A 17,158-nucleotide genomic window follows, 5' to 3' on the forward strand; every position below is an offset into this window, starting at 1 on the left:
TATCATTATGCAAATGCGAAAAGAGCAGCATTCCAAAGGCTGGAACGAGATAAAGACCAATGATTCGTGGGCCATTTTCAAGATTATGGGCGAATTCGTCAATGGATTCGAAAAAATGAGCGTCATCGGCCCATGTGTTTCCATATTTGGATCGGCGCGGGTAAGACCGGGCAATAAGTATTATGATCTGGCGGTAAACATCTCCAAACGGATTTCCGAAGCCGGGTATGGAATCATCACCGGAGGTGGGCCCGGAATCATGGAAGCCGGGAACCGGGGTGCCAATCTTGCAGGAGGAACTTCAGTGGGATTGAACATCGACCTTCCGTTCGAGCAACACGACAATCCCTACATCGATGACGACAAAAGCTTGGATTTTGATTATTTCTTTGTCCGAAAAGTCATGTTCGTGAAGTATTCACAAGGATTTGTGGTCATGCCGGGAGGTTTTGGCACCTTGGATGAACTTTTTGAAGCGATTACCTTGATCCAAACCCATAAGATACACACGTTTCCCATTATTTTGGTGGGCACGGATTTTTGGAAGGGCTTGATCGATTGGATCAAGAATACCATGCTTGAGGCCGGGAATATCAGTCCTAGGGATTTGGATCTCATCAAACTGGTGGATACCGAAGATGAAGTGGTGGAAATCATAGATGCCTTTTACAAGGGCCGAACCCTTAGTCCCAACTTTTAATCCTTTCCATGTTGAAGAGCCATCGGGTCCATTTGCGGTTTGCTTTGCTTCTTTTTCTTTTGTGCGCCTCACTTTGGGGGCAGCACAAAAATGAAATTGTGGCAACCCTTGATGGGCCGAGCAATCAAATCAGGATTCGACAGAAGTTCACCTATGTGAACCATTCTACCAGTGGGCTTTCCTCCCTTTATTTCAACGACTGGAACCATGCCTATTCCAACAAGAATACGGCTTTGGCCAAACGTTTTGCAGAAGAATTTAATCGCGGGCTCCATTTGGCCAAGGACCGTGAAAGGGGGCATACGACCGTTATGTCCATCGTAGACCAGAACTATACAGGGTTGAATTGGGAAAGGGTTGGCAACCGTGATTTAATTGCCATTACCCTAAACGACATCCTGCGCCCAGGGGAATCGGTGGAACTGTTCTTGACCTACACGATCAAGTTGCCCAACGCGAAGTTTACTGCATATGGTGCCGTGGACGGTGGCGGATACAACCTTAAGGACTGGTACCTATCCCCTGCTGTTTTTGATGGTTACTGGCGTCTTTATGACAACAAAGGCCTTGATGACCTTTACACCGATGTTACCGAAACTTCCATCAATTTCACATTTCCGGAACACTTATTTTTAGCTTCCAATTTCAGGCATTCCACTGTTTCCAATTTCCCAGGGGGACAGCATACCCAATTGTTTGGAAACCAAAGAAAAAACTGTGAGATCATCCTTACTCCCCAGAAAACCTTCACCAAGCATGTCACAGGGCCGTTTACTGTCATCACGGATGTAGAATCCAATAAATATGATGAGATATCCCAAGGGATTTCCATCAAAAGGATTGCCGACTTTTTGGATGAAAATTTGGGCGAATACCCACATCAAAATTTATTGGTCAGTGAATTTGATTACAACAAATCCCCACTGTACGGGATTGGGCAGTTGCCTTCCTTCATAAGACCCTATGAAGAGCAATTCCAGTTTGAAATGAAATTTTTGAAAACGGCCGTTCGCAGTTATTTAAAGGAAACCTTGTTCTTGGACCCACGGCAGGAACGATGGGTGAACGATGCCATTGGGTATTACCTGATGATCAAATATGTAGAGGAATACTATCCTGATCAGAAATTGGCCGGAAAACTTTCCAGAGTATGGGGCATTAAAAATTTCCACTTTGCCCAGATGGACTTTAATGAGCAGTACACCCTGTTCAGTATGCTCTCGGCCAGAAAAAACATAGACCAAGCACTGACCACCAGCAACGATTCCTTAATCAAGTTCAACGAAAAAATTGCAAACGGCTACAAAGCTGGATTGGGTATGTCCTACCTCTCCAACTATCTTGGGGAACACCAAGTGGATAGCAGCATTATCGATTTTTATAAAAACTTCAAGCTAAGGCAACATGTTTCGGCCCTGGATTTTGAAAGCACGATCAAGGCGCATGCGAAAAAGGACATCGATTGGTTTTTTGATGAATATGTTTCCACGGACAAGAAAATTGATTTCAAGATCAAGAAAATTGAAAAGACCGACGATTCCATTTCCTTAACGATAAAAAACAAACGGGGCACCAATGTTCCCATATCCCTTTTTGGGCTGCAGAAAGACTCCGTCATTTCGCACTACTGGTTCACGGGCATTGATTCCACCAAGACCGTGACCCTCCCTAGAAACGGGGAAGACCGAATGGTGCTCAATTACGATCAAAAGATACCGGAATTTAACCAACGGGATAACTGGAAGACCCTGAATGGTTTTCTATCCAGCAACAAGAAGTTGAAGTTTCAATTTTTCAAGGATACCGAAGATCCTTATTACAATCAAATTTTCTATGTGCCCATTGTAAACTTCAACATTTACGATGGTATCACTCCCGGACTGAGACTTTACAACAAAACATTCTTGGAGCGGCAGTTTTTATATGATATTTCACCGACCTACTCCTTTTTGGAGCACACCTTGGTAGGAAAAGCAGGGTTCAGATATCGGAAATACCATAAGAAAACGGGATTGTACGTTACTGATTTTTCTTTTTCCGGTTCCACATCGCATTTTCAGGAAAATTCCCGTTTCTCTACCTTAACCCCCGCCGTGACTTTTGGCTGGCGGCCAAATGATTTATTGTCCAACAGAAGGCAATATTTGATGTTCCGTTACCGAAATGTCTTCCGAAACGTTGATCCTACCCTTGAAAACCAAATTGACACAGATCCCAACTATGGGGTGATGAATGCCCGTTTCACGGACGTGGACAACAATATCCTGAACTATCTCTCTTGGTCTTTGGATGCCCAACATTCCAATGATTTCTCCAAGCTGGCCTTTGAAATGGAATATCGGAAACTCTTCCAGAGCAACAGACAGTTGAACCTGCGCTTCTACGCCGGTAAATTTTTAAGAAACAATACCGCATCCGATTTTTTCAGCTTTGCATTGGACCGGCCCACGGATTATATGTTCGACCTGGCCTATTTGGGAAGATCGGAAAGCTCCGGATTGTATAGCCAACAGATCATTATCGCCGAAGGGGGGTTCAAATCCAAATTGGAAAACCCATTCGCCAACGATTGGATCGCCACTACCAATGCAAGCGCCAACATTTGGAGGTGGGTTGAGGCTTATGGGGATATCGGCTTTCTTAAAAGCAAGGGGGGCGACGCCCGTTTTGTGTACGATTCGGGGGTGCGATTAAATTTGGTCACCGATTATTTCGAACTGTATTTTCCTGTCTATTCCAATCGGGGATGGGAAATTGGGCAAGATGATTATGGCCAACGCATCCGTTTTATAGTCACCATAAGTCCCAAGACCCTTATCGGTCTATTTACCCGAAAATGGTTTTAATTTGATGATTTCATAACATACAAGTTTTAGAATGACATTTTTTTGAAGAATTTGTTTTAAAAACCATTTATCATTATCAAATTGTTATTTTATTAACGTGTGGTGTTATTGCTGATTTGATTGTATTTTAGTAATTTCGCAGAAATCGACATTAGCCCATGAAACCTGACCCGAGTACCAGCAACGATATTTCCTTTGACGATTTTAGATCGCAGATCCTTCAGGATTATGAAATAGCCGTTACCAGCAGGGAATGTAGTTTGTTGGGCAGGCGCGAAGTACTCTCCGGAAAGGCCAAATTTGGGATTTTTGGGGACGGAAAAGAACTCCCACAACTGGCCATGGCCCGGGCGTTCCAAGATGGGGATTTCAGAAGCGGTTATTACCGGGACCAAACCTTCATGATGGCCTTGGGCTATTTGAGCCCTAAGGAGTTTTTCCATGGACTTTATGCCACTACTGATATCAACAAAGACCCTATGAGCGCCGGAAGGCAAATGGGAGGCCACTTTGTGACCCACAGTCTGAACGAGGATGGCACGTGGAAAGATCTCACCAAACAAAAGAACAGCAGCGCGGACATTTCTTGCACGGCAGGACAAATGCCACGCCTAGTGGGCTTGGCACAAGCCTCAAAAATATATCGAAACGTAAAGGAAATAGACCAGACCAATTTTTCCAACAATGGAAATGAAGTGGCTTGGGGTACCATCGGTAACGCAAGTACTAGCGAAGGTCATTTTTTTGAAGCCGTAAACGCTGCTGGGGTCATGCAGATCCCTATGGTTATTTGCATCTGGGACGATGATTACGGTATTTCCGTTCCTTCCGAGTATCATACCACAAAGGGCAATATCTCCGAAGCGTTGAGTGGCTTGCAACGCGATGAGGAACACAAGGGATATGAAATCCTGAAAGTGAAGGGATGGGACTATACCGCTTTGATACATGCTTTTGAGAATGCTTCAGATATTGCACGGGAAGAACATGTTCCCGTGATGATCCATGTGACGGAACTTACCCAGCCGCAAGGACACTCCACCTCTGGATCCCATGAGCGCTATAAATCTGCGGAAAGACTTGAATGGGAAAGGGAGCACGATTGTAACAAACAATTTAGGGAATGGATACTGGAAAATGGAATTTGTTCCGAAGAGGACCTGAAAAAGTTAGATCGCGAGATCAAGCACAAAGTCCGCACGGCCAAAAAGGAAGCGTGGTCCGAGTTCCTTCAACCCCATTTGGAAGCCAAAAAACAACTGGTCCAGTTGTTGGATCAAGTCGCTGCAAAAAGTCCGAATAGGGCATTCATCACCAAAATAAAGAACGACCTTATTGCCATTGAAGAGCCCCTGAAAAAGGATTTGGCCTCCAAATCCAGACATGCCCTTCGATATCTACTGGGGGAAAACAGCCCCGAAAAGAACCAATTGCAACAATGGGTCGCCAACTTTTTGGACACCAATGAGCCCAAATACAGTTCACACCTGTACAGTGAACTGAGCAACAAGGCCACCAATATAGCAGCCGTGCCTCCCACCTACCCCAACAATGTAGAAGAAGTGGATGGGCGTATCATCCTTCGGGACAATTTTGATGCCCTCTTTGAAAAATATCCTCAAGCTTTGGTCTTTGGGGAAGATACTGGAAATATTGGGGATGTGAACCAAGGACTTGAAGGCTTGCAAAAAAAATTCGGTGAACTCAGGGTTGCCGACACGGGTATCCGAGAGACTACCATTATTGGCCAAGGTATTGGGATGGCACTTCGCGGGCTCCGCCCTATTGCAGAGATCCAATATTTGGATTACATCCTGTATGCCATCCAAACTTTGAGCGACGATCTTGCTACATTGATGTATAGAACCGTGGGCAAACAAAAGGCCCCGCTAATCGTGCGCACCAGGGGACATCGACTGGAAGGTATTTGGCATTCTGGCTCTCCCATGGGTGGTTTGATTCATTTGCTTCGAGGCATGTATGTCCTGGCGCCAAGGAACATGACACAGGCTGCCGGTTTTTACAATACCTTGTTGAAGAGCGATGAACCTGCATTGATCATAGAAAGCCTTAATGGTTATCGTTTAAAAGAAAAATTACCTTCCAATCTGGGCGATTTCTGTACTCCCATAGGTAAAGTAGAAACCCTGAAGAAAGGTACCGATATCACCTTGCTTTCGTATGGTTCAACACTACGGATTGTTGAAAAAGTAGCCCAAGAACTTCTTGAAGTAGGCATTGATGCCGAAGTTATAGATGCCCAAACCCTATTACCTTTTGACTTGGAGCACGATGTGGTGAAAAGCCTCCAAAAGACGAACAGGCTGTTGGTCATTGACGAGGATGTTCCTGGTGGATGCTCGGCTTACTTGCTACAGGAAATAGTAGAAAGGCAAGGGGGTTACAAATATTTGGACAGTGCTCCCCAAACATTGACTTCCAAGGCGCATCGACCTGCATACGCGACGGATGGGGATTATTTTTCCAAACCGAATGCCGAGGATATTTTTGAAAAAGTCTATGAAATCATGCATGAAGTAGACCCAAAATCCTTTCCTCCGTTAAGGTGAATTTGTGGAGATGCATCAATCGAAAAGCTCTTTTCGTGAAGTAATGTTGCGTTTTTTGAAACATTATTAATATTTTCACGTCAACTAAATCCCCCATGAATGAAAAATAACACACTTATACACCTTGGACTGGCACTATTGAGAATTATTCCTTCCGCTTTCATGCTGACCCACGGTTATCCCAAACTTATGAACTTGATCAATGGCAATACCGAATTTGCCAATCCTTTTGGTATCGGCCAAGCACCAACCTTATTTTTGGCCGTAGTGGGTGAATTTATCTGTCCTCTTTTGATGATTATTGGGTTTAAGACCCGTTGGGCAGCTATACCGACCGCCATCACCATGTTTGTGGCCGGTTTCATCATCCATGGAGCGGATCCTTTCGGAAGAAAGGAAATGGCCCTTCTTTATCTGGCCATTTTTGTGGTAATCATGCTTTTAGGTCCCGGCAAATACAGCGTAGACAAAAAGTAATTACACGATTTGCACCAATAGTTCCTTAAGTAGATCAGCTTGAGCCATATTGTTGGCCCCTACTCCTTTGCTTTTAAGATCCAAGTCCCTAAGACTGGAAATGATACCGCTTACCCTTTTCATGGGATAATTCCTTGCCGCTACGGTAAATTCATTTACGAAATAGGGGTTGATTCCCAACACCTTGGCTACATTCCCCGGGGAATGATCACTCAAACCGTGATATTGCAATAACTGCGTAAAAAAAGTATTCAATAGGGTGATGGTGACCACAAAAGGATTGTCTTTTGGATTTTGTGCAAAGTAATCGATAATGCGTGAGGCTTTCTTCACATCGCGCTCACCAATGGCTTTCTTCAGTTCAAAGTTGTTGAAATCCTTGCTTATTCCGATATGCTCTTCGATAATGCTTGCAGTAATTTCAGTGCTTTGAGCCACTACTAACGAAAGCTTATCCAACTCATTGCTTATTTTGCTTAGATCCGTGCCCAAAAACTCCACCAAAAGTACGCACGACTTGGGGGAGATTTTATATCCCTTTCCACTCAAAGTCCTACGGATCCAATCCGCTACCTGGTTTTCATACAGTTTGTTGCTTTCAAAAAGTTCCCCAGATTTTTGGATGGCCTTGTACAGCTTTTTCCTTTTATCCAGCTTTTTATACTTATAGCAAATAACCAAGATAGTGGTAGGTTGAGGATTTTCAGCATAAGAGATTAGGTTCTCTATGGTTCTTGAAAGGTGTTGGGCTTCTTTCACAATCACCACTTGGTGTTCCGCCATCATAGGAAAGCGTTTGGCGTTGGCCACCACATCTTCCACAGTGGTATCTTTCCCATAGAGCACCATTTGGTTAAACCCCTTTTCATCCTCGGTAAGGACGTTTTCAGCAATATATTGGGAGATTTTATCAATGTAATAGGGCTCTTCCCCCATTAAAAAATAAATAGGCTTGGGATTTCCCTTATTGATTTCCGCCACAATTTCCTTTACTCTTTCCATTCCAAAAAAAATCGTCAATTTTGTCCAATGCAGCCATTGAACTTTCCCAAATATTCGTTTCGAATCAAAAATAGCCAAAATAGACAGTACATTTTTGATGGTATCCGTAAAAAATTTGTGGTACTGCAACCTGAAGAATGGGTACGGCAGCACTTGCTCCATTTTTTGATTTTCACCAAGAATTTCCCCAAAAGCTTGGTCAATGTGGAAAAACAATTAAAGGTCAATTCCCTGAAAAAACGCTACGATGTGGTGGTTTTCAATCCGGATGGGTCCATTTTTCTCTTAGTGGAATGCAAAGCACCCGAAATCAAGATAGACCAAAGCACCTTTGATCAGATTGCGCGCTACAACTATCAGCTAAAAGCCAATTATCTTTTGGTGACCAACGGTTTGGAACATTATTGTTGCGAAATGGATCATGAGCATGAAAAATATAGGTTTTTGGAGGATATTCCTGATTTTAGCCGTTAATTTGCCTCCGTTTTGAAAATCGCCGTAGTCATACTCAATTGGAATGGGGAAGCCCTTTTGGAGCGGTTCCTCCCATCGGTCATGGAGCATTCCAAAGGAGCGGATATTTATGTGGTGGACAATGCCAGTACCGATGGCTCCGTGGATTTTTTAAAACAGCACTACCCTTCCATTGGTGTGGTGCAAAATGATGTCAACGGTGGTTTTGCCAAAGGCTACAACGATGGATTGAAACATATTGAAGCCGACCTGTTCTGCCTTTTGAACTCCGATGTAGAGGTGACGGAAAATTGGCTGGGACCTATCATCAAGGCCTTTGATGAAATTCCGGAAGCAGCCATCATACAACCTAAGATATTGGACCTCAAACAAAAGGATCATTTTGAATATGCCGGTGCAGCCGGTGGTTTTATTGATATGTTGGGATACCCATTTTGCAGAGGGCGGATTTTTCAATCCATTGAAAAGGACGAAGGGCAGTACGATGACATCAAAGAAGTATTTTGGGCTACTGGGGCGTGCATGTTCATCAAAAGCGAGGTGTTCCAATCATTGAACGGTTTTGATGAGGACTATTTTGCCCATCAAGAAGAAATAGACCTTTGTTGGCGGGCCAAAAATGCCGGGCATAAAGTGTTCTATGTGGGACAAAGCCATGTGTACCATTTAGGAGGTTCCACCCTATCCAACATGAATCCAAAGAAAACCTTTCTCAATTTCAGGAACTCCCTATACTCTATCACTAAAAATCTTCCCCGAAAAAAAGCTTGGCCCATTGTCCTTATCCGATTGTTGTTGGATGGCATTGCGGCACTCCGCTTCGTTTTTCAATTTAAATTTGACCACTGCTTCGCTATCCTCAAGGCACATTTAAGTTTTTATGCTAACTTTAGCAAAATGTACAAAAAGCGGGAAAAAGCTAATTTTTTATTAAAGTACTACCCGGTGACATCCATTGTTTGGTCCTATTTCGTACATCATATAAAGAATTTTAACATTTTAGTAAAAGATTAACGATACCGAAATAGTGAAGCCTTGGTTTTTCTATAATTTTGGTTTAGTTTTTTAACATTGATTAATCTAACAATCCTTAAATTATACTCTGAACTATGAAAAAAGTTTTTCTAGGAACATTGGCAATGTCAGTTCTCTTAACGTCTTGTGTATCGCAGAAGAAATATGCAGAACTGGAAGCCAAACAAAAAGAAACCCAAGATTTATTGAACTCTGCAACCGTTAAACTGAACGATTGTTTGGAAGACAAAGCCACTGCAGATGCCAAATTAAAAACCCTCGAAGACCAAAATGCCTTTTTGAAAGCCAACAATCAAGAGCTTATCAACAACATGGGCAATTTGACCACCTTAACTACAAAAGGTGCTGAAAACCTTGAAAAATCTTTGGAAAGCCTTCGTGAAAAAGACCTTACCATTAGAAAGCTCCAAGATGCCGTTACACGTAGGGACTCTGTTAACCTTGCTTTGGTACAAAGCTTGAAAGGTGTACTTGGAAACTTGGACGATGAGGACATCGAAGTAAGTGTTGAAAAAGGTGTCGTATTCGTTTCCATCTCTGACAAATTGTTGTTCAGAAGCGGAAGCTACAACGTCACCAATGCTGCCAAAGAAGTACTAGGTAAAGTAGCCAAAGTGGTGAACAACAAGCCTGACTTCGAATTTATGGTGGAAGGCCATACCGACAACGTACCTTACAGAAGCGGAGTGCTTTTGGATAACTGGGACTTGAGTGCCAAAAGGGCAACAGCTGTTGTGAGGATCCTACAAAATGATTTTGGTGTAGATCCTGCCAGAATGACCGCTGCCGGACGTAGCTACTACGTACCACTTGTGAGCAACGACACTTCTGCCAACAGGGCCAAAAACAGAAGAACACGAATCGTGGTGCTTCCAAAAATCGATCAGTTCTATAACATGATCGAAGAAGGAATGAAAGATCCTGCCATTGGCGGTACCGGTAAATAAGAATCGGTTAATGAAAAATAAGAAGCGGCCTAAAGAGGCCGCTTTTTTTATTTTATAAAATATCAAGGCTACCCTTTCCTTCACGAACCACAACAGGTTCTCCTTCGGATAGATCTATAACCGTGGAGGCCACATTATCGCCATAACCGCCATCGATTACCACGTCGACCAGATTCTGCCATTTTTCATAAATGAGCTCCGGATCGGTGGTATATTCCAAAATATCATCTTCATCACGAATGGAAGTAGAAACAATTGGATTGCCCAATTCTGCCACCAAGGCCCTGGCAATGTTGTTGTCGGGCACCCTAATTCCTACCGTTTTCTTTTTCTTGAAATCTTTTGGCAGATTGTTGTTCCCAGGAAGGATAAAAGTATAAGGTCCTGGAAGGGTCCTTTTCAAAATCTTGAAAGTGGATGAATCAATTTGCCGAACATAATCCGATAAATTACTCAAATCCGCACAAACAAAGGACCAATTGGCCTTTTCCAACTTAACCCCCTTAATTCTGGCCAGACGTTCCAATGCCTTGGTATTGGTAATATCGCACCCTAAACCATATACTGTATCCGTAGGGTAAATGACCAATCCACCCTTTCTGAGTACGTTGACCACCTTCTCCACCTGCCGGGGATTCGGGTTCTCTTCATAAAGTTTTATCAACTCTGCCATCTTATTGTTCCAAAGGAAAGTTCAATCGTTTCCAACAGACCAAGTTACTAAAGAATACCGTGATATATACATAAATGAATCCAATTCAATTGATATATGCCAATTTTTTCTTAAGACAACCAACCTTAAAGTAATGGCAGCATCTATGCAGTAAAAAAACCGATTGGTCAATTGATATGGTCGATTGGTAGATTGTACACCAAAAACCGTACGTAAAACTTGCAAATTTGTTCCATATGCCACCATTACATCCCCAAAGAATGAAGCTTACACCATACGCCTTGCTTTTATTTTGCCTTACGGCATTGCTGGCCGTCGGTTGTTCCAATAGGAACAATTCTCCCCAATATTCCGATGGAAAAGAAATTACCCAACTATTGGACAGCCTGTTCACAAAGCTTGAAAAAGCATATTCAGAAGCCAATTCCAATTCGGAAAGGTTAGTGGAAATCAATGAAAAAATAAGAAGGGCCATTGAGCGCATTGACTCACCTAAATTATTGGATGATATATTAAGCGGATATGATACTAAAAAGCATGACTTTTCATTCATCCTGTCCCCTGACACAAAGGTCTGTGTATTCTCATGGTATACCCATATGGAAAATTCCGGGAATAGGATCAAGAACATTGCTCTTTACCATTCCAATGATAAAATGGTACCCACATCCCTTTATGGCACACCCGTAATTTATAGTGAAATCAATCAAATAGAGACTTACGATGGTGAAACCATTTACCTCCTCCAAGGAAATGATAGCATCAACCAAAACAAGTTTTATCGCTTGAATGCCTATCTCCTCAAGAACGGTTATCTTGAAGAGACCCCCGCATTCCCTAACAATGAATCTTCCATTGCCATCAATAGCTTGTTGGACTCTTCCAAAATGGGGACTCCTTCCCATTTTAAAATAGAAATGAACGGTTTAAGGATTTTGTTCCAAGACCAGTTGGACACTTCCAATGTGGAAAACACCCTTGCGTTCGATGGCAAAAAATACGTGCTGGAAAATGGGCACCACTGAATTAGCCCCAAAACCAAATTCATTTTATGGTTTTAGGTAAAAGCCTAAATCATCCAGGACAATAATCCCCAACGAATCCTTATCAAACACAAGTTTAATACTCTTTAGCTTGTCCATATGAAGACTATCATTCTGTACCTTAAACAGGGAAATGGGCAGATAACAGCTTTTTAATTGGATTTCCGATTCCTGGCCTATCATCTCCTTGTCCAAAAACTTGAACTTGGTAAACTTGGATTTAATGGTTTTGGGGAAACTATTCGTAGTCCCTAAATTCACCGTAGCAGTCCTTTCCAAACTATCAATAAGCACAACGCTGAAATTAAAACCATGGTCAGGTGCCTCATCCTTTTTCTCTTTATCGGATTTGTTCTTCAATTCGGCAAAATTGCCCATGGCCAAGGAAAGTGCCAGGGTGTCCGCAGTCTCAAAATTCTTGAGCGAATCCGGCAAAACAATGGTATAGCTCGCTATGGAATCTGCAATGGACTTCTTCCCATAACGCCAACCCAGCACCAGGGCATTGTTTTGCTGACTCCCACCATCCCTGGACTTGAGTTGTTCTTCTCTCCAAACCTTGAAATTTTCGGCTTGGATCTGAATTCCATCTTTGGATGAGGCCACATCCATATCCTCTTCAAAATCCACCAATATCTTTTTGGAAGTATCTGCGTATTGTGAAAAATAATCTTCTTTGGGCAACCATTCCCCTGCCAGTTCCGAATTCTTGAAAATGGGGACATAGGCTTTGTTTCCCTTCAAAACAGCTTCCACAAAGGCGCTCACATAAACCTTGGCCACTTGCCGTTGTTCCTCGCCTGTAACCAAAGGTTTCAAATTCAACAACCATTCCATGGGAGCCCCAAAGTCGGACCGACCCCATGTGGAATTGAATTGGCCGTGGTTGGCGTGGTTCATATACAAGCCCGCTTTGAAACCATCAAATCCTTCCGAGAATTTTAATCGATGATAGGGTCGCATGCCCCAAAAACTCGTTTCATCAGAATCCCAAGCTCCTTGAAGGGAAAGGTAGTTGATGTTCTCCAACTCCATTTCCCTATCGTATCGGTAATCCGTCGGAGCAATGGTAACCACCCCTTTTATCCCGAAACCGAAATCAAACTCCTCCCTGGCATTATCGGGAAATCGGCTCAGTTTATTGAAAGCCGCTGCAATGGAAACCGCCTCACCTCCTCGGGAATGACCGATCAAAACAATGTTGTCCATATCTACTTTACCCTTCAGATCGGCATTGCCTCCCCTGTTCCATTGATCCCACTGCTCCAAATGTTTGAGCAACAACCAGCCACGGACTGGCATTTCTTTCCCTCTGAAATCACCCGACCAGTGTGCGTTGACAAAGTTTTCATCCACAGAAACCACAATGGTGCCCCTGCTTGCCAAAAGTCCACCCAAATAAGCGTACCCTTCATCCGAATAATCAATCATGCTGTGGTTGCCATGCACCACCAGTACCAAAGGAAAAGGCCCTTCTCCCTTGGGCATATACACCCTTCCGTTCAAGGGAAATTCCTTCACCCCAAATCCCCAGAACTTTTCACGCCACTTTTTCTTTTTGCCCTTCCAATCGGGAAGCAACAAAGAAGCATCCACAGAAGGTGTCTTTATTTTTACGCCTTCGGCATATTCGGGTCGTTTTTGGTCCGTTCCACTGCCATACGTAAAGGTTTCCACCTCAAAAGTACCTGGGGAGGAAGGATTGTCCAATCCTATTTCCTTCAAAGTGACCACCGCTACATTTGATTCTTGCCCCCCCTCTTCTTTACTGAAAGGATCCCCATCCAACGTTGAAAATCCATATACACCAACAGCAGCTAAAACCAGAGCCCCTATTAACATTACGGCACCCCACTTGACACTGGTCTTCGCAAGGATTTTCCATATTCCCCAAATCAACAGTCCGCAACAAATCAACCCGAAAACAGCAAGGGCATAAAATAAAGAAGCAGGCCACCGAAAGGCATACATCCGCATAAGGTACAGGGCTACAAAGCCGGTTAAAAGTGTAGCATAGACCGAAGCTGGAATCTTCCCCAGCAAGGGTATTAGTTTGGAAAAAATAATTCTCAAAAGGAACAAGAGCAGTATTCCAATGAGCAGCCCCAATACCATGGTGACCCAAGCAGGAAATCCGATTTCAAAATAATATCCGGAAATCCCGAAAAGAAGCAATACCACAAGGGCTACGGAAAGAAATAAGGGTTGGGCAAACAGTTTTTTCATGAGGTTGGTCGGTTGGTTTAAATACAAAGTAGCTTTGAATTTAAACAATTTTTACCATCCCCTGATGGAACGAACACCATTTTGGGACATTGACAACACAACCGAGCGTTGATCAACAGAAAAACGTAGAAATACCCTGATATTTATTTTATGCGTTATCCAGCACTTCCAACTTGGCGAAACGCAGGAGCAGTTTTTTGATGCCTCCATTATCAAAATGGATTTCTGCCTTTCTATCGTTTCCTGCGCCTTCAATGCTCAACACCTTTCCCCTACCAAATCGGGTATGGTTTACCAGGACACCTACTGCCAAGCCAGGGTCAACCGTATTGGTGTTCTCCACGGGGGAGCCAAGATCCGGTTTTAACTTTCTCAACTTTCTAAGTTGGTTCTCATTGGGACCTTGAACACTTGGAGGGGTCCCATTGATCGGTTTAATTTGGCGTAGCTTGCTTTTGTCCACCTCTCCAAAGATATCGGCATTGATCATGGATTTGTATCGATATCCATCATTGACGGGCACTAGATTGTCCACATACTTTTCATCAATCTCTTCCAAAAATCTACTAGGCTCAGCATCAATGAGTTTCCCCCATCGATATCGATTTTGGGTATAAGTAAGATAGGCCTGCTTTTCTGCCCGGGTCAACGCTACATAGAACAACCTACGCTCTTCTTCCAGTTCGCTACGGGTATTCATGCTCATAGCCGATGGAAATAGGTCTTCCTCCATACCCACCACGTACACGAACGGAAATTCCAGTCCCTTGGCCAGGTGAATGGTCATGAGGGCCACACGGTCATCATCCCCTACCTCTTTGTCCATATCGGTGGCCAAGGCAACATCTTCCAAAAACTCGGTAAGACTACCTGTGGCATCGGCCAATTCTTTCTGACCTTCCACAAAATCCTTGATACCGTTCAAAAGTTCCTCGATGTTCTCCATACGGGCAATGCCTTCGGGAGTTCCATCTTTTTTAAATTCAAGCAACAATCCGGTCTTTTTGGCCACATGTTCCGCCAAGGTAAAGGCATCGGAACCTTCGTTCATGATCTGGAAGCTCTTGATCATGGTCACAAAATCTTCCAACTTCCGTTTGGTACCTGCATTGATGTTCAAGTTGAGCTTGTCCAGATGTTCCATCACCTCCAAAATGGAACGACCATAGTGGTTGGCGGCCACAATCAACTTGTCAATAGTGCTCTGCCCGATCCCCCGTGCCGGAAAATTGATGATACGCTTCAGTGCCTCCTCATCTTTTGGGTTGATGACCATTCTCAAATAGGCCAACACATCCTTGATCTCTTTGCGTTGATAGAAGGAAAGCCCCCCATAAATACGATAGGGAATATCACGCTTTCGCAGAGCGTCCTCAATGGCCCTGGACTGCGAGTTGGTACGGTACAAGACTGCAAAATCCCCATTCTGCATTTGGTGTTGCATCTTGTTCTCAAAGATGGAACCTGCCACATACCTGCCTTCCTCTGCATCGGTCGGGCTACGGTGTATTTTGATCAAGCCCCCATCGTCATTGGAGGTCCAGACATTTTTCTCTAGCTGGTTTTTATTGTTCGCGATGATGGAATTCGCGGCATTTACGATATTCTTGGTCGAACGATAGTTCTGCTCCATACGGTACACGGCCACATCATCATAATCCCTTTGAAAATTGAGGATATTGCTGATGTTCGCCCCACGGAAGGAATAGATACTCTGTGCATCGTCCCCCACCACGCAGATGTTCTGGTAACGATCGCTCAACGCCTTTACAATCAAATATTGGGAATGGTTGGTGTCTTGGTACTCATCCACCAAAATGTATCGGAACCTGTCCTGATATTTCATCAAAACCTCTGGGAAGCGCGTTAAAAGTTCATTGGTACGCAATAACAGATCATCAAAATCCATAGCACCTGCCTTAAAACAGCGGTCCACATAATTTTGGTAGATCTCGCCCATTCGGGGTCGCTTTGCCATGGCATCAGCCTCCACCAATTCCGGGTTCTGGAAGTATGCCTTTACCGTGATCAAGCTATTTTTATAGGATGAGATACGGCTCTGAATCTGTTTGTATTTGTAGATATCCTTATCGAGCCCCATTTCCTTGATGATGGAAGCAATCAAACGTTGGGAATCCTGGGTGTCATAAATGGTAAAGTTGCTGGGGAAACCAAGCTTGTCCCCATCAAAACGGAGCAATTTCGCAAACACGGAGTGAAAAGTCCCCATCCAGAGATTCTTAGCCTCCGAGTTCCCAACAATCGTGGCAATCCGCTTCTTCATTTCACGCGCCGCCTTGTTGGTAAAGGTCAGGGCCAGAATGTTAAAGGAGTCCACTCCTTGTTCCATCAAATGGGCAATACGGTAGGTCAGTACCCGTGTCTTGCCCGAGCCCGCTCCGGCAATTACCATCAATGGACCATCCTTGTGCAGTACAGGGGCACGTTGCGCATCGTTCAATTCATCCAAAAAAGTGCTCAAAAGGTCTGCTCTTTAAAAAGTAGGGGTGAAATTAGCCAATAATGGAGACCTGCTAAAATCATAGTTTCAATTTTTATAAACACTGGCATCGGAAATCAATACATTTTTAAATATATTTAAGCCCTCAACTTATATCGCTGATGAATTTTCACCATTTCCCCCTATTCCTTCTTCTTCTTTTTGGTTTTTTAGGAATTTCACAAGAAAAAAGTACGGGTCCCGTCATTGCCGATTACGGCCCTGTTTTCAAAATTGAAAACCCCGATTTTAAAACGGATATGTCCCAGGAGTTCAAGGTTGTTTTTGATGTAATGGACAGCCCAGAATCGCATACCGAGCTTAACAAAAAGCTGGAGACGGCCGCCCGTTTCCTTAACTTACATGCACAAGCAGGCATTCCTGTTTCACAACTTAAAGTGGCCGTCATCGTACACAATGCGGCTTCCAAGGACATTACCCATGATGAGGCCTACAAGACCCGTTTTGGAGTGCCCAATCCAAATTCAGGCATGGTCCAGGCCCTCCTAGATGCCGGAGTGGAAATCATATACTGTGGTCAGTCCTCCATGGCACGGAATTTCCCCAAGGAAGATTTGATTCCAGGGGTAAAGATTGCCCTGTCCGCCATGACTGCCAACATCCAATTGCAAAACCAAGGATACCGTCCTATTAAATTATAACCA

Annotated in this window: 13 protein-coding genes; 9 read left to right on the forward strand and 4 right to left on the reverse strand. The window is 43.6% G+C overall.

The features are described from left to right. Positions 1-13: 13 nt before the first annotated feature. From D2V05_RS17380 to D2V05_RS17395, 4 genes are all read left to right on the forward strand, one after another. Positions 14-700, forward strand: coding sequence for an LOG family protein (locus D2V05_RS17380; protein WP_119641471.1), 687 nt, complete (start codon positions 14-16; stop codon positions 698-700). 98 nt (positions 701-798) lie between these two features. Further along, complete coding sequence (locus D2V05_RS17385; RefSeq protein ID WP_313786756.1) at positions 799-3,546, forward strand: gluzincin family metallopeptidase; 2,748 nt, start codon at positions 799-801, stop codon at positions 3,544-3,546. Positions 3,547-3,704: 158 nt separating this feature from the next. Continuing rightward, positions 3,705-6,116 (forward strand): alpha-ketoacid dehydrogenase subunit alpha/beta, encoded by a 2,412-nt coding sequence (locus tag D2V05_RS17390; protein WP_119648794.1) that lies wholly within the window; start codon positions 3,705-3,707, stop codon positions 6,114-6,116. A 99-nt stretch (positions 6,117-6,215) separates the two neighbouring features. Beyond that, positions 6,216-6,593, forward strand: a complete 378-nt coding sequence (locus D2V05_RS17395; protein ID WP_119641469.1) for a DoxX family protein — start codon at positions 6,216-6,218, stop codon at positions 6,591-6,593. On the opposite strand, the gene holA is transcribed toward D2V05_RS17395, so the two are convergent. Next, complete coding sequence (gene holA, locus D2V05_RS17400; RefSeq protein ID WP_119648795.1) at positions 6,594-7,595, reverse strand: DNA polymerase III subunit delta; 1,002 nt, start codon at positions 7,593-7,595, stop codon at positions 6,594-6,596. 27 nt (positions 7,596-7,622) lie between these two features. Between holA and D2V05_RS17405 the strand changes: the two genes are divergently transcribed. The 3 genes from D2V05_RS17405 to D2V05_RS17415 all read left to right on the forward strand — a co-directional run bounded on the left by D2V05_RS17405 (position 7,623) and on the right by D2V05_RS17415 (position 10,051). Beyond that, positions 7,623-8,069, forward strand: a complete 447-nt coding sequence (locus tag D2V05_RS17405; RefSeq protein WP_119648796.1) for a type I restriction enzyme HsdR N-terminal domain-containing protein — start codon at positions 7,623-7,625, stop codon at positions 8,067-8,069. Positions 8,070-8,081: 12 nt separating this feature from the next. Then, positions 8,082-9,083, forward strand: coding sequence for a glycosyltransferase family 2 protein (locus D2V05_RS17410; RefSeq protein ID WP_119648797.1), 1,002 nt, complete (start codon positions 8,082-8,084; stop codon positions 9,081-9,083). Between the two features lie 95 nt (positions 9,084-9,178). Beyond that, positions 9,179-10,051, forward strand: a complete 873-nt coding sequence (locus D2V05_RS17415) for an OmpA family protein (RefSeq protein ID WP_119648798.1) — start codon at positions 9,179-9,181, stop codon at positions 10,049-10,051. A gap of 52 nt (positions 10,052-10,103) precedes the next feature. Here D2V05_RS17415 and D2V05_RS17420 read toward each other — a convergent pair whose 3' ends face one another. Further along, positions 10,104-10,724 carry an L-threonylcarbamoyladenylate synthase gene (locus D2V05_RS17420; RefSeq protein WP_119648799.1) on the reverse strand — a complete coding sequence of 207 codons (621 nt, stop codon included), beginning with the start codon at positions 10,722-10,724 and terminating at the stop codon, positions 10,104-10,106. Positions 10,725-10,984: 260 nt separating this feature from the next. On the opposite strand from D2V05_RS17420, the gene D2V05_RS17425 reads away from it, so the two are divergent. Then, complete coding sequence (locus D2V05_RS17425; RefSeq protein ID WP_119648800.1) at positions 10,985-11,749, forward strand: hypothetical protein; 765 nt, start codon at positions 10,985-10,987, stop codon at positions 11,747-11,749. Between the two features lie 24 nt (positions 11,750-11,773). On the opposite strand, the gene D2V05_RS17430 is transcribed toward D2V05_RS17425, so the two are convergent. Next, positions 11,774-13,993 (reverse strand): alpha/beta hydrolase, encoded by a 2,220-nt coding sequence (locus tag D2V05_RS17430; RefSeq protein WP_119648801.1) that lies wholly within the window; start codon positions 13,991-13,993, stop codon positions 11,774-11,776. A 148-nt stretch (positions 13,994-14,141) separates the two neighbouring features. Next, entirely contained in the window at positions 14,142-16,475 is a 2,334-nt protein-coding gene (locus D2V05_RS17435; protein ID WP_119648802.1) for an ATP-dependent helicase, read from the reverse strand. A 140-nt stretch (positions 16,476-16,615) separates the two neighbouring features. Here D2V05_RS17435 and D2V05_RS17440 point away from each other — a divergent pair, with 140 nt between their 5' ends. Beyond that, on the forward strand, positions 16,616-17,155 hold the full coding sequence (locus D2V05_RS17440) for a DsrE family protein (RefSeq protein WP_119648803.1): 540 nt from the start codon (positions 16,616-16,618) through the stop codon (positions 17,153-17,155). Positions 17,156-17,158 lie beyond the last annotated feature (3 nt).

The organism is Flagellimonas pelagia, from assembly GCF_003584135.1.
In the GTDB taxonomy this organism is placed as follows: Bacteria; Bacteroidota; Bacteroidia; order Flavobacteriales; family Flavobacteriaceae; genus Flagellimonas; species Flagellimonas pelagia.